Source organism: Streptomyces sp. DH41, assembly GCF_029813785.1.
Taxonomy (GTDB): domain Bacteria; phylum Actinomycetota; class Actinomycetes; order Streptomycetales; family Streptomycetaceae; genus Streptomyces.
In genome coordinates this window covers 178,649-193,724 of the sequence record NZ_JARVKY010000010.1, presented here as the reverse complement: position 1 = coordinate 193,724, position 15,076 = coordinate 178,649, and the positions used below count along the sequence as shown (strand labels likewise).

13 protein-coding genes and 1 tRNA gene are annotated in these 15,076 nt (G+C 70.6%); 5 read left to right on the top strand and 9 right to left on the bottom strand.

Annotation, left to right across the window (positions count from 1 at the left end; translation table 11 throughout):
* The first annotated feature begins 64 nt into the window (after positions 1 to 64).
* Positions 65 to 2,062, top strand: coding sequence for an FUSC family protein (locus QC283_RS18755; RefSeq protein ID WP_279562705.1), 1,998 nt, complete (start codon positions 65 to 67; stop codon positions 2,060 to 2,062).
* 196 nt (positions 2,063 to 2,258) lie between these two features.
* Here QC283_RS18755 and QC283_RS18750 read toward each other — a convergent pair whose 3' ends face one another.
* The 6 genes from QC283_RS18750 to QC283_RS18725 all read right to left on the bottom strand — a co-directional run bounded on the left by QC283_RS18750 (position 2,259) and on the right by QC283_RS18725 (position 5,977).
* A complete protein-coding gene (locus QC283_RS18750) occupies positions 2,259 to 2,618 on the bottom strand; it encodes a hypothetical protein (protein WP_279562704.1) in 360 nt (119 codons plus the stop codon).
* Positions 2,619 to 2,728: 110 nt separating this feature from the next.
* Positions 2,729 to 3,595 (bottom strand): GNAT family N-acetyltransferase, encoded by an 867-nt coding sequence (locus tag QC283_RS18745; protein ID WP_279562703.1) that lies wholly within the window; start codon positions 3,593 to 3,595, stop codon positions 2,729 to 2,731.
* A 90-nt stretch (positions 3,596 to 3,685) separates the two neighbouring features.
* Positions 3,686 to 3,886 carry a hypothetical protein gene (locus QC283_RS18740; protein ID WP_279562702.1) on the bottom strand — a complete coding sequence of 67 codons (201 nt, stop codon included), beginning with the start codon at positions 3,884 to 3,886 and terminating at the stop codon, positions 3,686 to 3,688.
* 4 nt (positions 3,887 to 3,890) lie between these two features.
* A complete protein-coding gene (locus tag QC283_RS18735; protein WP_279562701.1) occupies positions 3,891 to 5,009 on the bottom strand; it encodes a radical SAM protein in 1,119 nt (372 codons plus the stop codon).
* A 78-nt stretch (positions 5,010 to 5,087) separates the two neighbouring features.
* On the bottom strand, positions 5,088 to 5,453 hold the full coding sequence (locus tag QC283_RS18730) for a DUF6415 family natural product biosynthesis protein (RefSeq protein WP_279562700.1): 366 nt from the start codon (positions 5,451 to 5,453) through the stop codon (positions 5,088 to 5,090).
* A gap of 17 nt (positions 5,454 to 5,470) precedes the next feature.
* Positions 5,471 to 5,977 carry a hypothetical protein gene (locus QC283_RS18725; RefSeq protein ID WP_279562699.1) on the bottom strand — a complete coding sequence of 169 codons (507 nt, stop codon included), beginning with the start codon at positions 5,975 to 5,977 and terminating at the stop codon, positions 5,471 to 5,473.
* A gap of 164 nt (positions 5,978 to 6,141) precedes the next feature.
* Here QC283_RS18725 and QC283_RS18720 point away from each other — a divergent pair, with 164 nt between their 5' ends.
* Positions 6,142 to 7,257 (top strand): helix-turn-helix domain-containing protein, encoded by a 1,116-nt coding sequence (locus QC283_RS18720; RefSeq protein ID WP_279562698.1) that lies wholly within the window; start codon positions 6,142 to 6,144, stop codon positions 7,255 to 7,257.
* A gap of 12 nt (positions 7,258 to 7,269) precedes the next feature.
* A complete protein-coding gene (locus QC283_RS18715; RefSeq protein ID WP_279562697.1) occupies positions 7,270 to 7,854 on the top strand; it encodes an HD domain-containing protein in 585 nt (194 codons plus the stop codon).
* Positions 7,855 to 8,090: 236 nt separating this feature from the next.
* Here the strand turns inward: QC283_RS18715 and QC283_RS18710 are convergent.
* Positions 8,091 to 8,177, bottom strand: a tRNA-Leu gene (locus QC283_RS18710).
* A gap of 405 nt (positions 8,178 to 8,582) precedes the next feature.
* Here QC283_RS18710 and QC283_RS18705 point away from each other — a divergent pair.
* Both QC283_RS18705 and QC283_RS18700 read left to right on the top strand, forming a co-directional pair.
* Positions 8,583 to 9,353: an ABC transporter ATP-binding protein gene (locus QC283_RS18705; RefSeq protein ID WP_279562696.1), complete on the top strand. Its 771-nt coding sequence runs from the start codon at positions 8,583 to 8,585 to the stop codon at positions 9,351 to 9,353.
* A gap of 99 nt (positions 9,354 to 9,452) precedes the next feature.
* Complete coding sequence (locus QC283_RS18700; RefSeq protein WP_279562695.1) at positions 9,453 to 11,981, top strand: ABC transporter permease; 2,529 nt, start codon at positions 9,453 to 9,455, stop codon at positions 11,979 to 11,981.
* An 86-nt stretch (positions 11,982 to 12,067) separates the two neighbouring features.
* Here QC283_RS18700 and QC283_RS18695 read toward each other — a convergent pair whose 3' ends face one another.
* Together QC283_RS18695 and QC283_RS18690 are read right to left on the bottom strand one after the other, a co-directional pair.
* Positions 12,068 to 13,369 carry a cyclopropane-fatty-acyl-phospholipid synthase gene (locus QC283_RS18695; RefSeq protein ID WP_279562694.1) on the bottom strand — a complete coding sequence of 434 codons (1,302 nt, stop codon included), beginning with the start codon at positions 13,367 to 13,369 and terminating at the stop codon, positions 12,068 to 12,070.
* Positions 13,370 to 13,606: 237 nt separating this feature from the next.
* The gene (locus QC283_RS18690) at positions 13,607 to 15,028 is read right to left on the bottom strand and encodes an NAD(P)/FAD-dependent oxidoreductase (RefSeq protein WP_279562693.1); all 1,422 of its coding nucleotides are present in this window, start codon (positions 15,026 to 15,028) and stop codon (positions 13,607 to 13,609) included.
* Positions 15,029 to 15,076 lie beyond the last annotated feature (48 nt).

Below are 15,076 nucleotides of genomic sequence, written 5' to 3'. Positions count from 1 at the left end.
CCGGACGGCGCACGGGTGGCGGTCCCGACTGCCCCGACTCGACCGGGGGCGCGCGGCGCGGTCGATGCTGGCCTTCGGTCTCTCCTTCGGCACGGTCACGGCGGTCGCCGGGGTCCACCACGGGATCTTCACCGCGATGGGCTGCTACGTCGACGCCTACGGCACCCGCGACCCCTACCCCCGCCGGGGCCCGCTGCTCGCCGGCCTTTCGGCGGCGTTCGTCGTGGCCTTCGTCGCGGGATCCCTGGCCGCGGGAGACAGGTGGGCGATGGTGGGGGTCCTCACCGTCGTCGCCGTCGCGGCCACCCTGTTCGTCCGCACCCTGCGTCTGAGCGGACCGGGCAGCTACTTCGTCATCCTGGTCGCCGCCATGGGGGCCTTCCTGCCGCCGGCCGGCCTCGCGGACACGGCGGTCCGGGCGGGCTGCCTCGCCATCGGCGCCGCCGTGTCCTGGGTGGCCGGCATGTCGGGGTGGCCGGCCGGACCGTACGGGCCCGAGGAGCGGGCGGTGTCCGCCGCCTTCCGGTCGGTCGCGGCGTTCGCGGACGCGCGGACCGGGACCGGGGCCGGGGCCGGGGCCGGGGCCGGGCCAGGGGCGGGAGGCCCAAGCCCACCGGGTGACCTCGCCGCCGCCGGGCGGAGTGCCTATGTGGCCGTGCACGGCGCGTGGGCGGCGCTCGACGACGCCCGAGGAGGCCGGCGGGAAGCGCCCGCGCCGCGGCGGATGCTGCTCTACGCCCTCATGGCCAGGCTGGAAGTCCTGCTCGACGCCGTACAGAACGCGGTGGAACGGGGCGGCACCCCGCTCCCGGCCGAACGGACCGCGTGGCTCCGCGCCGCGGCCACGGACATCGCGGCGGGCCGGGTGCCGGGACCCTGCCCCGCCGACTCGGACACCCGAGCTACCCCCGAAGCGAACACCCGAACGAACACCGGAACGGCCGCCGAAACGGACACCGGAGCGGGCACCCCGACGGACACCCGAACGGACACCGGAGCAGCCGGCCCCAGCGGCCGGGACACGCCCCGGGAGCTCCTGGAGGCCGCGCGGGAGCTCTGGCCCGTGCCGCTTCCACCACGCAAGAGCGTGGCCGCGGAGCTGCGCCGCGTACTGTCCCGCTCCTCCCCCGCCCTGCCGGTCGCCCTCAGGGTCGGCCTCGCCGTCGCGGTGGGCACCGTACTGGGCACCGTACTTCCGCTCCTGCACCCGGCGTGGGTGGCCGTGGGCGCGGCCGCCGCCCTCCAGGGCGGGCCGGGTCAGCAGCCCGCGCGGCGCGCGCAGGCCCGGCTCGTCGGGACCGTGGCCGGGGTGGCGGTCGCCGCTCTCGTCTTCCACTCCTACCAGCCGGGTACGTGGGTGACCGTCGTCGTGGCCACCGTCGCGCACGCGGTTTCGCGCGGCGTTCCCCCCGGCGCCCTCCTCGTACGCACCCTGCTGAACACGCCGGTCGCGTTGCTCCTGGTCGATGCCGCCACCTCCACCGGGCTGGGCACACTCGCCGCCTTCCGGCTCCTCGACCTGACCCTCGGACTCATCCTCGGCGTGGCCGCCGCCCTGCTGGTGCGCGGGGTGCCACGGCGCCGGGTGTGCGCGGCGGTGGCGAACGCCGTGGCGGCGACGGGAGCCGCCGTACAGGAACGCCTGCGGACGGGAACGGTCCGGTCCGCCTCCGAGGGGGCCTCCTGGCAGCGGATGGCGGAACTGTGGGACATGCACGCCGCCGTGCCCGCCGAGGAGATCCGCACGACCGGCACGGCGGACCGGCTGTGGCCGGCCGTGCTGGCGGTGCGCCGCCTGCTGGCCTGGACCGTGCTCGGCGGCCCCGTGCCTCCCGCCCCCGACGACGGCGCCCGGGCCGGGAGCTACATGGACGCCCTGGCACACGCGGCCCGCGCGGGCCTCCCCGGATCGCTCGCCCTCCGGTCGGCCCTGCCCGGGCCGCCCCGGGCGCCGGAGCCGGCCCACGATCCGGAACTGCGCCGGAGACTGGCCACGCTGGGCAGCGCGCTGGTACGCCCCGCTCCCACGGCGCCGGCCGACGACGGCACCGGCGGGGGCTGACTTGAACCCGATGCGGCACACCCTCTGACCTGCGTCGGCGCCGTGACCTCGGAGAATCCGCCCGGGTCTTCCCGCATCCGCCCGCATCTCCCCGGCTCGTGAAGGTTCTGGTGCGTCAAATGGTGCACGCTCTGGTGCATCCCCATCGCCGGCTGACTGATCGTTTCGGAATGAGACGAGCAGGCTGAGGTGGCTGTCAGTCCTCCAGCCGTTGAAGCGTCTGTCTGAACTCGCCTGTCTCGATCAGACCGGTGAGGACCTGGGTCATGTTGTCGATTCCTGCGTCGCGGACGATGAGCCCGTCCGAGCACCAGAAGTAGCGGCCTCCGAGGGCTTCTCCGCTGGTGGCCCATCGCTTCATAAGGATCTCGACCTGGGCGAGGGAGATGATGGTCGCGCTCCACCGGGAACCGTCCTTGAGAGCCACGAAGACATCGACGTTGTCCACGGCCTCCAAGTCCTCGCCGGCATTCGGCAGGAACGCGGCCTCGAACTGCTCGGTGCGGACGCGGTACCACGCTCCGTCCCAACTGCCCGCTGGCGTGCTTTGGCTCATCGGGCGAGTGTGGCTGGCCGATTCGCCTTCCGGTGGGTCATGGTCAGTTCCTTCTGGTCGGTGACGGTAGCGGCGTAGCGCCGACGGGTCCCTATCGGCGCGGCGCTGGCTCACACGTCGGCTTGGTTGACGAATCCCAGCGAGGTCAACCCCTCGGCCCGGCAGAGCCGGTCCGAGGCGCCCCCGACCTCGGTCTGCAGGAGCTGGTAGGCAGCCCCGTGCTGGTGCCCCCAACGCATCGCTGCGCGCCACAGGGCCCGCCCGTAGCCGCGGCCGCGGTGCTGGGGCAGGACGCCAAAGTACTGGGGCAGTAGTCGCGCGTACCCCTGGGCGTCGTTCATGGTCTCCATCGGACCGATGGCGCCGGCGACCAGCCCGTCGTGGAGCACAGCCAGGACGGGGCCGACCGTCCCGGCCTGCATCTGTCCGTACAGGAACGCGAACCCGTCCTCGGCCATCGCCGTGGCGAACGCCTGGAACCCGGCGTCCTCGGGCAGCTCCTTGTACTCCTGGATCGGCACACCTGGCGCATCCCCGGGCCCGGCGGTGAGGTCCTTGAGCTGGACGCGCGTCCCCTGGGCGGACGCGTCGGGCTGGTCGGCGCCCAGGAACCACACGATCCGGGCCTTGGCCGCGCCGTGGGCGGGGGCCAGTTTCCGGGCCAGGTCGGCGCCGGCCGACAGGCTGTCCGGCGCTGCCCCGTAGACGTGGACCTTGACGACGCCCCGGCCGCGCTCGGCGAGGGTCGGGACGAAGGTCTGCGCCTGGTCGTGCTCGATCGCGTCGACCAAGACCCGTTCGGTCTTGGTCTCGGCCCAGCGGCGGTCTTTGTCGTGCGGGAGGAAGCGGCCGGTACCGGCGCTGTCCACCACAGCCTCCAGGAGTTCGTGGAGCGGGTCTCCCCAGCGCGCGGGCCCGAGGGTGGGCACATACGGCACGGGCATCACGGGCTCGATCCAGCCCCAGTGAAAGCGCATGACCGCACGCTACCCACGCCGCGCACACGCCGCAGGCCCCGGCGCGAACTGGCCCGGAGCCTGCGGCGTCACCCGCCGGTCAGGGGACGGCTAGTGCGGGTTGTCGTCACCGGCGGCGCACGAGCACTTGGCGCTGTCCATGACGGTGTCCATGTCGCTCACGGCGGTGATCCGGGTCACGGGCTCCACCGGCACCAGGACGGGACGCGTCAGGTACGGCTGGCCGGTCTGGGTCGGTCCTTCGTCCGGCAGCGGACGCCGCGGTGAGATTTCGACGGTTACAGCGGTCATCTGTTCACCCTGCTTTCTTATCTCCGTGCTGGCAGTACGCCGCCAGCGGGGCCTTCGCCTCCTGGTAGTGCTTGGCCAGGGGCCTGCACACCCGGCAGGAGCCGGCCAGGCTGCATCCCGAGCAGCCTCCAGTGCGAAGCATCAGGCGGTCCGCGATCGCGCCCAGGCGGGCCAGGCCCTCGATCCCCTCGTGGGGCAGGCTGATCTGGTCGTCGCGGCCGATCTTGCAGATGGACACCAGGCCGTGGGGGTCCATGTGAAAGAAGGTGTGGCCGGCGTTGCAGCCGGTGAACTGCTTACGGACGCGCAGGTGCTCCTTGGACTGCGCGGTCAGCACCTCGCCCCCGCCGTAAATGGTGGGCGTCATGTTGGTGAAGACCTCGTACTCGACGCCCCACCGCTGACACAGGTCGACCATGTTCTGTTCCTCGTGGCCGTTGTCCTCGGTGACGACGATGCTCATGCGCAGCGGCAGCCGGGCGTGGCGGGCGGCGTTCATGCCCTGCACGAACTGGTCCCAGGCACCCGGGCGCTGCGTCAGCGCGTCGTAACTGGCCTTGGCCGCTCCGTACATGGAGACGGTGACGCGGTAGGGCGGGCACTCCCGGAAGAGGCGCAGCAGGTTCTCCCGCCACAGCAGCGACCCATTGGTCGAAACCGTGACCATCATGCCCAGCTCGAACGCGTGCCGGTAGGACCGCATGAAGTCCTTGTCGATGGTGGGCTCGCCACCGGTGACCTGGAGAAAGAGCACGCCGGCCTCGGCCATGACGTCCAGGCAGCGCCGCTTGTCCTCCCACGGCATCCCGGACTGCATTTTCAGCCCCAGGTAGCAGTGCTTGCAGTCGTAGTTGCAGCCGAGGTTGACCTCCCAGGACGCCTTGCCATAGCCCCAGGAGGACGGCTGACGGACGAGGAGGTACTCCCCGGTCGGCCGGCCGGTCACGTCGAGGTCGGGCCACTGTCCACGGACCGCGTCGACGAGCCAGGCCGGGGCAGGTTTGGCGGGGTCATGGGCGCGCAATTCCTCGTACCGGGCCTCTGGCAAGAGGGCCCCGCCACGGCTACCTGGCCGCACGAGCGTGTGCTGTTCCAGAAACGGGCTGGCGATCAAAGAGTGCACGAAGGCTCCTCGGGTGGGGTTGGTGCCGCTCCCTGCCGTACGCACCGGGCAGCACGGCCAGCAGCGGAAAGCCGACTGTCAGGACGGTGTGGACAGGAGACGGATGGCAACGAGCTGCCCGGTCTCTTCCTTGTGCGAGCAGATCGCGGCCAGAGCACGGCAGTTCAGGGCGAGGTCTTCGAGGTGGGCAGCGGCCGTGCGGTTGTCCGGGCCAGGCCCTTGGCGCAGGGTGTGGTCGACGCGGTCGAGGAGCCAGCGGGCCGTGTCTCGGTCGGCAGTGTCGTGGCACTCGTCGTTGATCGCCTCGTCCAGCTTCGGCGCCAGGTGCCCGACATGCTGGCGCAGGCGGGCGGTCAGCTGGTCGACCTGCTCGCGGCCCGGTACGCGCAACGGCAGGCAGGAAGTGATGCTCAGCGCCTCAGTCCAGTCCTGCCGAGGGTCCACCGTCGGCTCCGCGGGCCTCACCGCGCACCTGCTTCGGCCGTCTTCTTCCTCGTCACGTGCACGAGTTGGCTGATTGCGTCGGGGTTGCACAGATCGGCGGGTCCGTCCATCGGGACCACCCAGCAGGAGCGCGCCCGGGGGTGCCGGAAGTCGATTCCAGGGCAGGGCACGCCGAGGTAGTGGTCATCGCCGAAGCACTCGGTCTCGGGCTCTCGCCAGGAGTCGCAGGCTTTCGAGGGGACGAGGCAGTAGTACCAACCTGCGGTCTGGTCGACGAAGACCGGCCCTCGGTGGAGCGCCGCGCTCAGGTAGGCACTCACCCTGACACGCTCCTCGCTGCCGGCAGCGGCGGTGATCAGGGAGGCGGGGACGCGGATGGCGGTGAACGCTCCGCCGCAGCGCAGCAGCGCCACTCCTCGGTCGTTCCATTCCCTCTGGGCCCGGTCGCGGTTGTCCGCAGCGGCGAGCAGCCAGTTCGAGACGGCCCTGTCCCGGGCCTGCACCAGCGCACCCGCGGTGGTCACGACTGCGACCTTCGATCCGTCGACTTGCCGAACGGGTCCCATGTCTGGCTGCCCCCCTCTACGCTCGATTCCGTGATGGCCTCGACACTAGAAACCGCAGGTGGGGGCTGGAACTGACTGCGAGTACAGGTGGCTTGAGCTCTAACCGTCAGGATGGACACCCCATGCGGCCTCGCCCGGACCGAACCCTGACCGCCAGTACGGGTACGCCTCCGCGTCCCCGCGCCGGCCTCATCTCCGGTTACGTCCTGCGCGTCATAAGGGAGCAGCAGGGTTACACGCAGGAGGAGGCGGCCGAGCACCTGGGCGTGAGCCTGGACACCGTCGCGGGGTGGGAGACAGCTCGCCGACCGCTGACCGCCGTACCGTACGGGCAGATGCTCACGTACCGGCACAAACTGATGTTGATGGGCGTCTCGGCCGCGCTGCTCCAGGCGTGGGGGAGGGCCCTCGAGGCAGACGTGCTCCTCACAACCGTCCTCGACGAGGAGGTCCCCGTCGAGGAGAGCCCTCTCGCGGTGATGGTGATGCAGCGCGAGCTGGGCGCCGTGCTGGCGTGGCCCCTCAACGGTGTACCCCCGGAGCCGGTGCGGACCCTGCCCGCCCCTGCCCGGCCCCGGCGCGGACCGGCACCGCCCGGGCCGCAGCTCTCCCTGGAGGAGCGCCGGCGCTTCTTCACGCATATGCGGACCACCGCCGAGCAGGCCCGCGGCCCCGGCCGGTTCCTGCTGCGCCGTCAGGCCCTCTACCTGTCGGGGTACGACACCGCCACGGACACCGCCGACTGGCTTGCCCACCAGCAGAGGACCGAGCGCCCCGACGACTGGCTGACGGGCTGGCTCAACGGTCGTTCGGTGGCGGCCGTCGCCGCCCGCCAGGGCGACCGCGACCGCATGGACCACTGGATCGACACGGCCCTCCGTGACAACGACGCAGGCGAGACCGCCAACCTCAACTACTGGGCGTACTGGGTCGGCGAGATGCAGCACGTAGAACTGTCCGACGATTTCATCGCCGACCGCACGCCACGGCCCTGGCCCGGAGACCGGCTCCTCGACCATCTCGTCCAGGGCGTGGCCCCCGAGCACGGATACGTGGACCTCAACATCCACACCGTGTGGTCCCTGCTCCAGCTCCGGCCCAACCTCCTGCGCTCAGGAGCTGCCTCCCGCGCCCTGCGCGACCGGCTACCGATCATGTTGGATAGCCGGGAGCTCTCGCCACATGGCAGACGGGAGCTGGAGAGCATCCACTATGCAATCCGCCTCGCCGAGGCGTGAGAGGAGCCCGAAGTGTCAGACGACCTTTCCGCGGTGGCGAACTTCCTGTACGAGGCGGGGACGCTCAAGCAGACCAAGCGCACCGGATGGTGGATGGCGGGCGTCCGGGAACCTGAGTCGGTGGCCGAGCACTCGTGGCGCACCAGTCTGATCGCGTCGATCATCGCGAAGCTGGAGGGCGCCGACCCGGCGCGGGCCGCGTTCCTCGCCGTCTGGCACGACACCGGTGAGACCAGGACCGGGGACGTCAACCACCTCGGCAAGAAGTACACCGACGGTGAAGCCGACGCGCGCGCGATCGCCGCCGATCAGGTCACCGGCATGCCCGAGGCCTTGGCGCAGGCCGTGACCGACCTGATCGGCGAGTACGAGGCACGGGAGTCCCCCGAGGCGGTGTGCGCGCGGGACGCCGACAAGCTGGAGTGCATGATCCAGGGCATCGAATACCGAGCCCAGGGATATGAGAACGCTCAGCGGTGGATCGACAACAGTCGCGGCCGGATCGTCACCAGGAGCGGCCAGGCCCTCGCGGACGCTGTCCTGGAGACCGGTTCGCTCGACTGGCTCCGCGCCGCCCTCGGTGAAACGAAGCGCTGACCGAGCTGCCCGGTCGTCCTAGGCAGTGGAGGACGGCCGGGCGCCGCACGAGCCGACCGCGCCGCGGTGTCGCAGTAGTCGTACAGCAGACGGTCATGATCAGCGCGCTGTCCCTTGACGGCGAACTCTGAGCTCTTGCCGACGAAGTAGCCGCCCGTGCACTCACGGTGCACCAAACGGAAAGAGAGAGACGGCCCCGTAGGACCGTTGCCACTGGTCACGCAGGGTGACAGCGGTGGTGCCCGGAGCCGGACTTGAACCGGCACGCCCGCGAAGGGGCAGCGAGGTTTAAGCTCGCCGTGTCTGCATTCCACCATCCGGGCAGGCCATGGGCTCCGCGTTGAGCGCCCCGAGCCTATCGGGACGGGTCCCTCGAACAGCGGGCGGGCGGAGCGATGTTGTCTTATTTTATTGGCGCCTGAGGGAGCATCAGCTCGGGGGGCGGGTCATCCGCACTTGCCAACACCCTTGCGCGCGGTGGCCGGCCTTGTATGCGGAATGACGGAATTTCACCGTCTCTACAAGGGCGCCCGCCCTGTTATCGCCCGGGGGCGCCGCGGTGGAGCCTGTCAGGGGCGCCTGTCATCCCCAGGTATGACGCCGGCCCGCGTGGTCCGACCGAAGTCGCCCCCCAGAACCGGAACAGCGGCTGACTACACGGCGCTCCGCGGCCGGAAGGATGGAGAACGTCCCCGAGCACACGCCGTACCGACAGGAGCGCCCTTCCCGTGACCACCGCACCCATCGCCGACCGGTCCACCACCGTGGCCGCACGCGCCACGGAGCTTTCCAAGATCTACGGCCAGGGCGAGACCCAGGTGGTCGCGCTGGACCGGGTCTCCGTCGACTTCCGGCAGGCCGAGTTCACCGCGATCATGGGCCCCTCCGGCTCCGGCAAGTCCACGCTGATGCACTGCGTCGCCGGGCTGGACACCTTCTCCTCCGGCTCGGTGCGCATCGGCGACACGGAACTGGGCTCCCTGAAGGACAAGCAGCTGACCAAGCTGCGCCGGGACAAGATCGGGTTCATCTTCCAGGCGTTCAACCTGCTGCCGACGCTGACCGCGCTGGAGAACATCACCCTCCCGATGGACATCGCGGGGCGCAAGCCGGACAAGCAGTGGCTGGACTCCGTGATCCGGATGATCGGTCTGTCCGACCGGCTGGGCCACCGTCCCTCCCAGCTCTCCGGCGGCCAGCAGCAGCGCGTGGCCGTGGCCCGGGCGCTGGCCTCCCGGCCGGAGATCATCTTCGGTGACGAGCCGACCGGAAACCTCGACTCCCGCTCGGGTGCCGAGGTGCTGGGCTTCCTGCGCAACTCGGTGCGGGAGCTGGGGCAGACCGTGGTGATGGTGACCCACGACCCGGTGGCCGCCGCCTACGCGGACCGGGTGGTCTTCCTCGCGGACGGACGCATCGTCGACGAGGTGTACGGGCCGACGGCCGACTCGGTGCTGGACCGCATGAAGCAGTTCGACGCCAAGGGCCGCACCAGCTGACCCGGCCTCCGGCCCGTCCCCGGCCCGTCCCGGCCCGTCCCCGGCCCGTCCGGGGCAGGCCCCGTCCCTGACCCGCCGTACCTCCGACAGAGAAGACCCATGTTCCGTACCGCCTTGCGCAACGTATTCGCGCACAAGGCCAGGTTGTTGATGACCGTGCTCGCCGTGATGCTCGGCGTGGCGTTCGTGTCGGGCACCCTGGTTTTCACCAACACCATCTCCGACGCCCTGCAGAACAGCTCCGCCAAGGGCTTCGACCACGTCGACGTCGCCGTCACGACCGAGTACCAGGAGGCCGAGGGCGATAAGGTCGGCGAGGTCCCCGAGCTGACCGAGGCGCTCCTCGACGACAGTGCGAAGGTCCCCGGCGCGGCCTCCGCCATCGGCGTGGTCACCGGCTTCACCGCCGTCGCCGACAAGGACGGCGACCTGATCGGCGACGGCTGGAGCACGCGGGGCGGCAACTACTGGGGCACCGAGGACCCCCGGTACCCGCTGACCGACGGGCGCGCCCCGAAGGGCGAGGGCGAGATCCTCATCGACTCCAAGACCGCCGAGCGGTCCGGCTACGACGTCGGTGACACCGTGCGGATGTCCGTCGACGGCCCGGTCATCACCCCGAAGGTGGTCGGCGTCTTCACCACCGACGACGGCGGCGTCGCGGCCGGCGGCAGCCTCACCCTCTTCGACACGGCGACCGCGCAGACGCTGTTCGGCAAGGCGGGCACGTACGACGAGATCGACGTCAAGGCGAAGGCCGGTGTCACCCAGGCCGCGCTGAAGGCGGAACTGGACAAGGCGCTGCCGAAGGACCTCGTCGAGACCACCACCGCCGAGGAGCTGGCCGACGACCAGGCGGAGATGATCGCCTCGTCGATGAGCGGCATGAAGCAGGGTCTGCTGGTCTTCGCCGGCATCGCGCTGTTCGTCGGCACGTTCATCATCGCCAACACCTTCACGATGCTGGTCGCCCAGCGCACCAAGGAGCTCGCCCTGATGCGGGCGGTCGGCGCCTCCCGCCGGCAGGTCACGCGGTCGGTGCTGATCGAGGCGTTCGTCGTCGGCGTCGTCGCCGCGGTCACCGGCCTGCTCGCGGGCATCGGCATCGGTGCCGGGATGCGCTCCCTGATGGGCTCGATGGGCGAGGTCGTGCCCGACGGGCCGCTGGTGGTGTCCCCCGGCACGATCGTCGCCGCCCTCGCGGTCGGCGTGCTGGTCACCATGCTGGCGGCATGGCTGCCCGGCCGCCGCGCGGCGAAGATCCCGCCGGTCGCGGCGATGAGCAGCGTGCACGCCAAGGCCACGACGAAGTCGCTGGTGCTGCGCAACACGCTGGGCGCGCTGGTCTCGGCCGCCGGTGTCGCGGTCGTCCTCGCGGCGACGACGATGGAGGGCTCGGACGGACAGGCCCCGATGGGCATGGGCGCGGTGCTGCTGATCATCGGCGTGTTCATCCTGACGCCGCTGCTCTCCCGCCCGCTGATCGCCGCGGTGGCACCGGTGCTGCGCGTGTTCGGCGTCGCGGGCAAGCTCGCCCGGCAGAACTCGGTGCGCAACCCGCGCCGCACCGCCGCCACCGCCTCCGCGCTGATGATCGGCCTCACCCTGATCACCGGCATGACGGTGATGGCCGGCAGCCTGCAGAAGTCGATCGACAAGATGGCGTCGGCGTCGATCGAGGCCGACTACGTGGTCTCCATGGCCAACGGCAGCCCCCTCAGCCCGGACATCGCCGAGAAGCTCGGCAGGGCCGACGGCATCACCGCCATCAGCCCGCTGCGCAACGCGGAGTCCCGCATCGGCGGGCAGACCGAGTACCTCACCGGCGTCAACGGCTCCACGATCGGCGAGCTGACCGACCTCAAGGTCGAGCAGGGCGCCTTCGAGGTCGGCGGCACCGACGTCGTCGTGGACGCCGACACCGCGAAGGACCACGGCTGGAAGACCGGCTCCACCTTCACCGCCGCCTACGAGGACGGCGAGAAGCAGCGGCTGAAGGTCGCCGGGGTCTACGAGGGCAACGACATGATCCGCGGCATCATGGTCGACCTTCCCACCGTCGCCCCGCACCAGTCGGACCCGGTCGACATGCAGGTGATGGTGAAGATGTCCGACGGGGCCTCCTCGGCCGCGAAGGACAGCCTGGTGGAGGCGCTGGACACCAACCCGGCGATCAAGATCCAGGACAAGCAGGACATCTCCAACGAGATCGCGAAGATGTTCACCCTGATGCTGAACATGCTCTACGGTCTGCTGGCCATGGCGGTGATCGTGGCCGTCCTCGGTGTCATCAACACCCTGGCCATGTCGATCTTCGAGCGCTCCCAGGAGATCGGGATGCTGCGGGCGATCGGCCTGGACCGCAAGGGCATCAAGCGGATGGTCCGCCTGGAGTCCCTGGTGATCTCCCTCTTCGGCGGTGTGCTCGGCATCGGCCTCGGCGTGTTCTTCGGCTGGGCGGCCGGACAGCTGATGGGCACGGCGATACCGACGTACGAGCTGGTCCTGCCCTGGGGCCGGATGGGCGTCTTCCTCCTGCTGGCCGCCGTCGTGGGCGTCCTGGCGGCGCTGTGGCCGGCCCGCCGGGCGGCGCGTCTGAACATGCTCGACGCCATCAAGGCCGAGTAGGCGGTACGTGTGTACAGGGCCCCGTTCCGCAAGGAGCGGGGCCCTTCGCGGTACGCGCGGAGGTCGCCTCCAGGAGCGCGCGGAGGTCAGTTCCAGGTACGGGCGCGCAGCGGCATCCCGGAGCCGCCCGGCTCGGGGGTCCGCACGGCGAGAACCTGGTTGACGCCGATGCGGTTGCGCTCGAAGGCCAGCGCGGAGGCCGCCATGTACAGCTGCCAGACGCGGGCCCGGCCGGGGCTGACGAGCCGGATGGCCGTCGCCCAGCCGGACTCCAGGTTGGCGACCCAGCGGCGCAGGGTGAGCGCGTAGTGCTCGCGGATCGACTCGACGTCGCGCACCTCGAACCCGGCGCGCTCCAGCTGGGTGACGGTACTGCCGACCGGGGCGAGTTCGCCGTCGGGGAAGACGTAGGCGTCGATGAACTCGTCCACGTTGTAGGCGGACTCGTCCTTCCGGGGGCGGCGGGCGATCTGGTGGTTCAGCAGCCGTCCGCCGGGTTTCAGGAGCTTGAACAGGTCGACGGCGTACTCCAGGTACCGCTCGGCGCCGACGTGCTCGGCCATACCGATGGACGAGATGGCGTCGTACGGTCCGTCGGCCACGTCCCGGTAGTCCTGGACGCGGATCTCCACCCGGTCGGTGAGCCCCTCGTCGGCGACGCGCTTGCGGGCGAACGCGGCCTGCTCCTGGGACAGCGTGACGCCGACGACGCTCACGCCGTGCTCGCGGGCCGCGTGGATCGCCATGGAGCCCCAGCCGCAGCCGACGTCGAGGAGGCGCTGGCCGGGGCTCAGCCCGAGCTTGCGGCTGACCAGTTCGAGCTTGTCGCGCTGGGCGTCCTCCAGGGTGCCGCCCTCGGACGGCGGGGCCGGCCAGTAGGCGCAGGAGTACACCATGGACGGACCGAGGACGAGCTCGTAGAAGTCGTTGCCGACGTCGTAGTGGTGGCTGATGGCCCGTCTGTCGCTGCGCTTGGTGTGCAGGTGGCGGCGGGCCCGGCGGACCTCCTCCGGTGGCGGGGCGGGCGGCAGCGGCGGCCCGGCCATCGTGACCAGACCGCGTACGGCGGCCCGGACCTCGGGGTCGCGGAGCGCCTCCGCGAGGCCCCGGGCATCCTCGCCGCGCTCCCAGACGAGACCGGCGAGCAGACCGAGGGCGGTGTAGAGGTCGCCGTCCACGTCCAGGTCCCCGGCCACCCAGGCACGGGCCAGGCCGAGTTCGCCCGGCTTGAACAGCAGGCGGCGCAGGGCCCGGCGGTTGCGGACGACGAGGGTCGGCGCGCCCGGCGGGCCCGCCTGTGAACCGTCCCAGGCGCGGATGCGCACCGGGAGTGGTGTTCCCAGCAACTGTTCGAAGAGGTTCTGCAGCCGCAGCGCGGCGTCAGCCATGGCGTACCTCCGTGACGAGCGATCCCGGATGTCCCACATGAATGTCCGACATGAATGTCCGACACCACGTAAACACCTGGGAGCCCGCCGTACAGTCCCCGGCGCGCGTTACGACTGAGCAAAATACCTGTACACGCCACGAGATTTTTCGCCCCGTCGGCGCAACGCGAAGGAGCCGCCCGCACCACGGATGGCGGACGGCCCCTTCGGGGAACTACTGCGGGAGGTGACCCAAGGTCAGGAGGCCTTGGCCTTCTCCTCGGTCTTCTCCGACTTCGCGGCCGTCTCGCTCTTGTCGACGGCCTTCGGCGCGGCGGCCTTCGGGGCCGGCTTGGCGGCCTCGTAGAACTCCTCGCGCGGGGTCTCCATCGCGCCGAGGGAGACGACCTCGCGCTTGAGGAACATGCCGAGCGTCCAGTCCGCGAAGATGCGGATCTTCCGGTTCCAGGTCGGCATCGCGAGACCGTGGTATCCGCGGTGCATGTACCAGGCGAGACGTCCCTTGAGCTTGATCTTCATCTTGCCCATGACGATCATCGCCACGCCCTTGTGCAGGCCGAGGCCCGCCACCGCGCCCTTGTTGGCGTGGCTGTAGTCCTTCTGCGGGAAGCCCCGCATACCGGAGATCACGTTGTCGCCGAGGACCTTGGCCTGACGCAGCGCGTGCTGGGCGTTCGGCGGGCACCAGGCGTTCTCGTTGCCGGCCTTGCGGCCGACGAGGTCCGGCACCTGGGCGTTGTCGCCCGCGGCCCAGATGTAGTCGGTGCCCTGGACCTGGAGGGTCGGCGCGCAGTCGACGTGACCGCGGGGGCCCAGCGGCAGGCCGAAGCGGGAGAGCGCCGGGTTCGGCTTGACGCCGGCCGTCCACACGATGGTGTTGGAGTCGACCTCCAGGCCGTTCTTCAGCACCACGTGGCCGTCGACGCAGGAGTCCATGGAGGTGGACAGGTAGACCTCGACGCCGCGGCCCTCGAGGTGCTCCTTGCCGTACTGGCCGAGCTTGGGACCGACCTCGGGGAGGATCTTGTCGGCGGCGTCCACGAGGACGAAGCGCATGTCCTCGCGGGAGACGTTGTTGTAGTACTTGGCCGCGTCGCGGGCCATGTCCTCGACCTCACCGATGGTCTCCGCGCCGGCGAAACCGCCGCCGATGAAGACGAAGGTGAGCGCCTTGCGGCGGATCTCCTCGTCGGTGGTGGAGTCGGCCTTGTCCAGCTGCTCCAGGACGTGGTTGCGCAGGCCGATGGACTCCTCGATGCCCTTCATGCCGATGCCCTGCTCGGCGAGGCCGGGGATCGGGAAGGTGCGGGAGACCGCGCCCATGGCGATGACCAGGTAGTCGAACGGCAGCTCGTACGCCTCGCCCACCAGGGGGGCGATCGTGGCGACCTTGCGGTCCTGGTCGATGGTGCTGACCCGACCGGTGAGGACCTCCGCCTTCGGAAGCACGCGCCGCAGGGGGACGACGACGTGCCGCGGGGAGATGCTGCCGGCGGCGGCTTCGGGGAGGAAGGGCTGGTAGGTCATGTACGACCGCGGGTCGACGACGGTGACGGTCGCCTCGCCGTAACGCATCTTCTTCTGGATGCGTCGAGCTGCGTACAGGCCTACGTACCCACCGCCTACTACGAGGATCCTGGGACGCTCCGTGGTGCTCATGCCATCGAGTATCCACCCGTCTGAGGGGGGTGGTTCGTGCGCCCCTTC

Excerpts from the sequence above, each read along its gene's own strand:
- QC283_RS18755 (WP_279562705.1), top strand. The coding sequence starts at position 65 with ATGCTGGCCTTCGGTCTCTCCTTCGGCACGGTCACGGCGGTCGCCGGG.
- QC283_RS18750 (WP_279562704.1), bottom strand. The coding sequence starts at position 2,618 with ATGAGCCAAAGCACGCCAGCGGGCAGTTGGGACGGAGCGTGGTACCGC.
- QC283_RS18745 (WP_279562703.1), bottom strand. The coding sequence starts at position 3,595 with ATGCGCTTTCACTGGGGCTGGATCGAGCCCGTGATGCCCGTGCCGTAT.
- QC283_RS18740 (WP_279562702.1), bottom strand. The coding sequence starts at position 3,886 with ATGACCGCTGTAACCGTCGAAATCTCACCGCGGCGTCCGCTGCCGGAC.
- QC283_RS18720 (WP_279562698.1), top strand. The coding sequence starts at position 6,142 with ATGCGGCCTCGCCCGGACCGAACCCTGACCGCCAGTACGGGTACGCCT.
- QC283_RS18700 (WP_279562695.1), top strand. The coding sequence starts at position 9,453 with ATGTTCCGTACCGCCTTGCGCAACGTATTCGCGCACAAGGCCAGGTTG.
- QC283_RS18695 (WP_279562694.1), bottom strand. The coding sequence starts at position 13,369 with ATGGCTGACGCCGCGCTGCGGCTGCAGAACCTCTTCGAACAGTTGCTG.
- QC283_RS18690 (WP_279562693.1), bottom strand. The coding sequence starts at position 15,028 with ATGAGCACCACGGAGCGTCCCAGGATCCTCGTAGTAGGCGGTGGGTAC.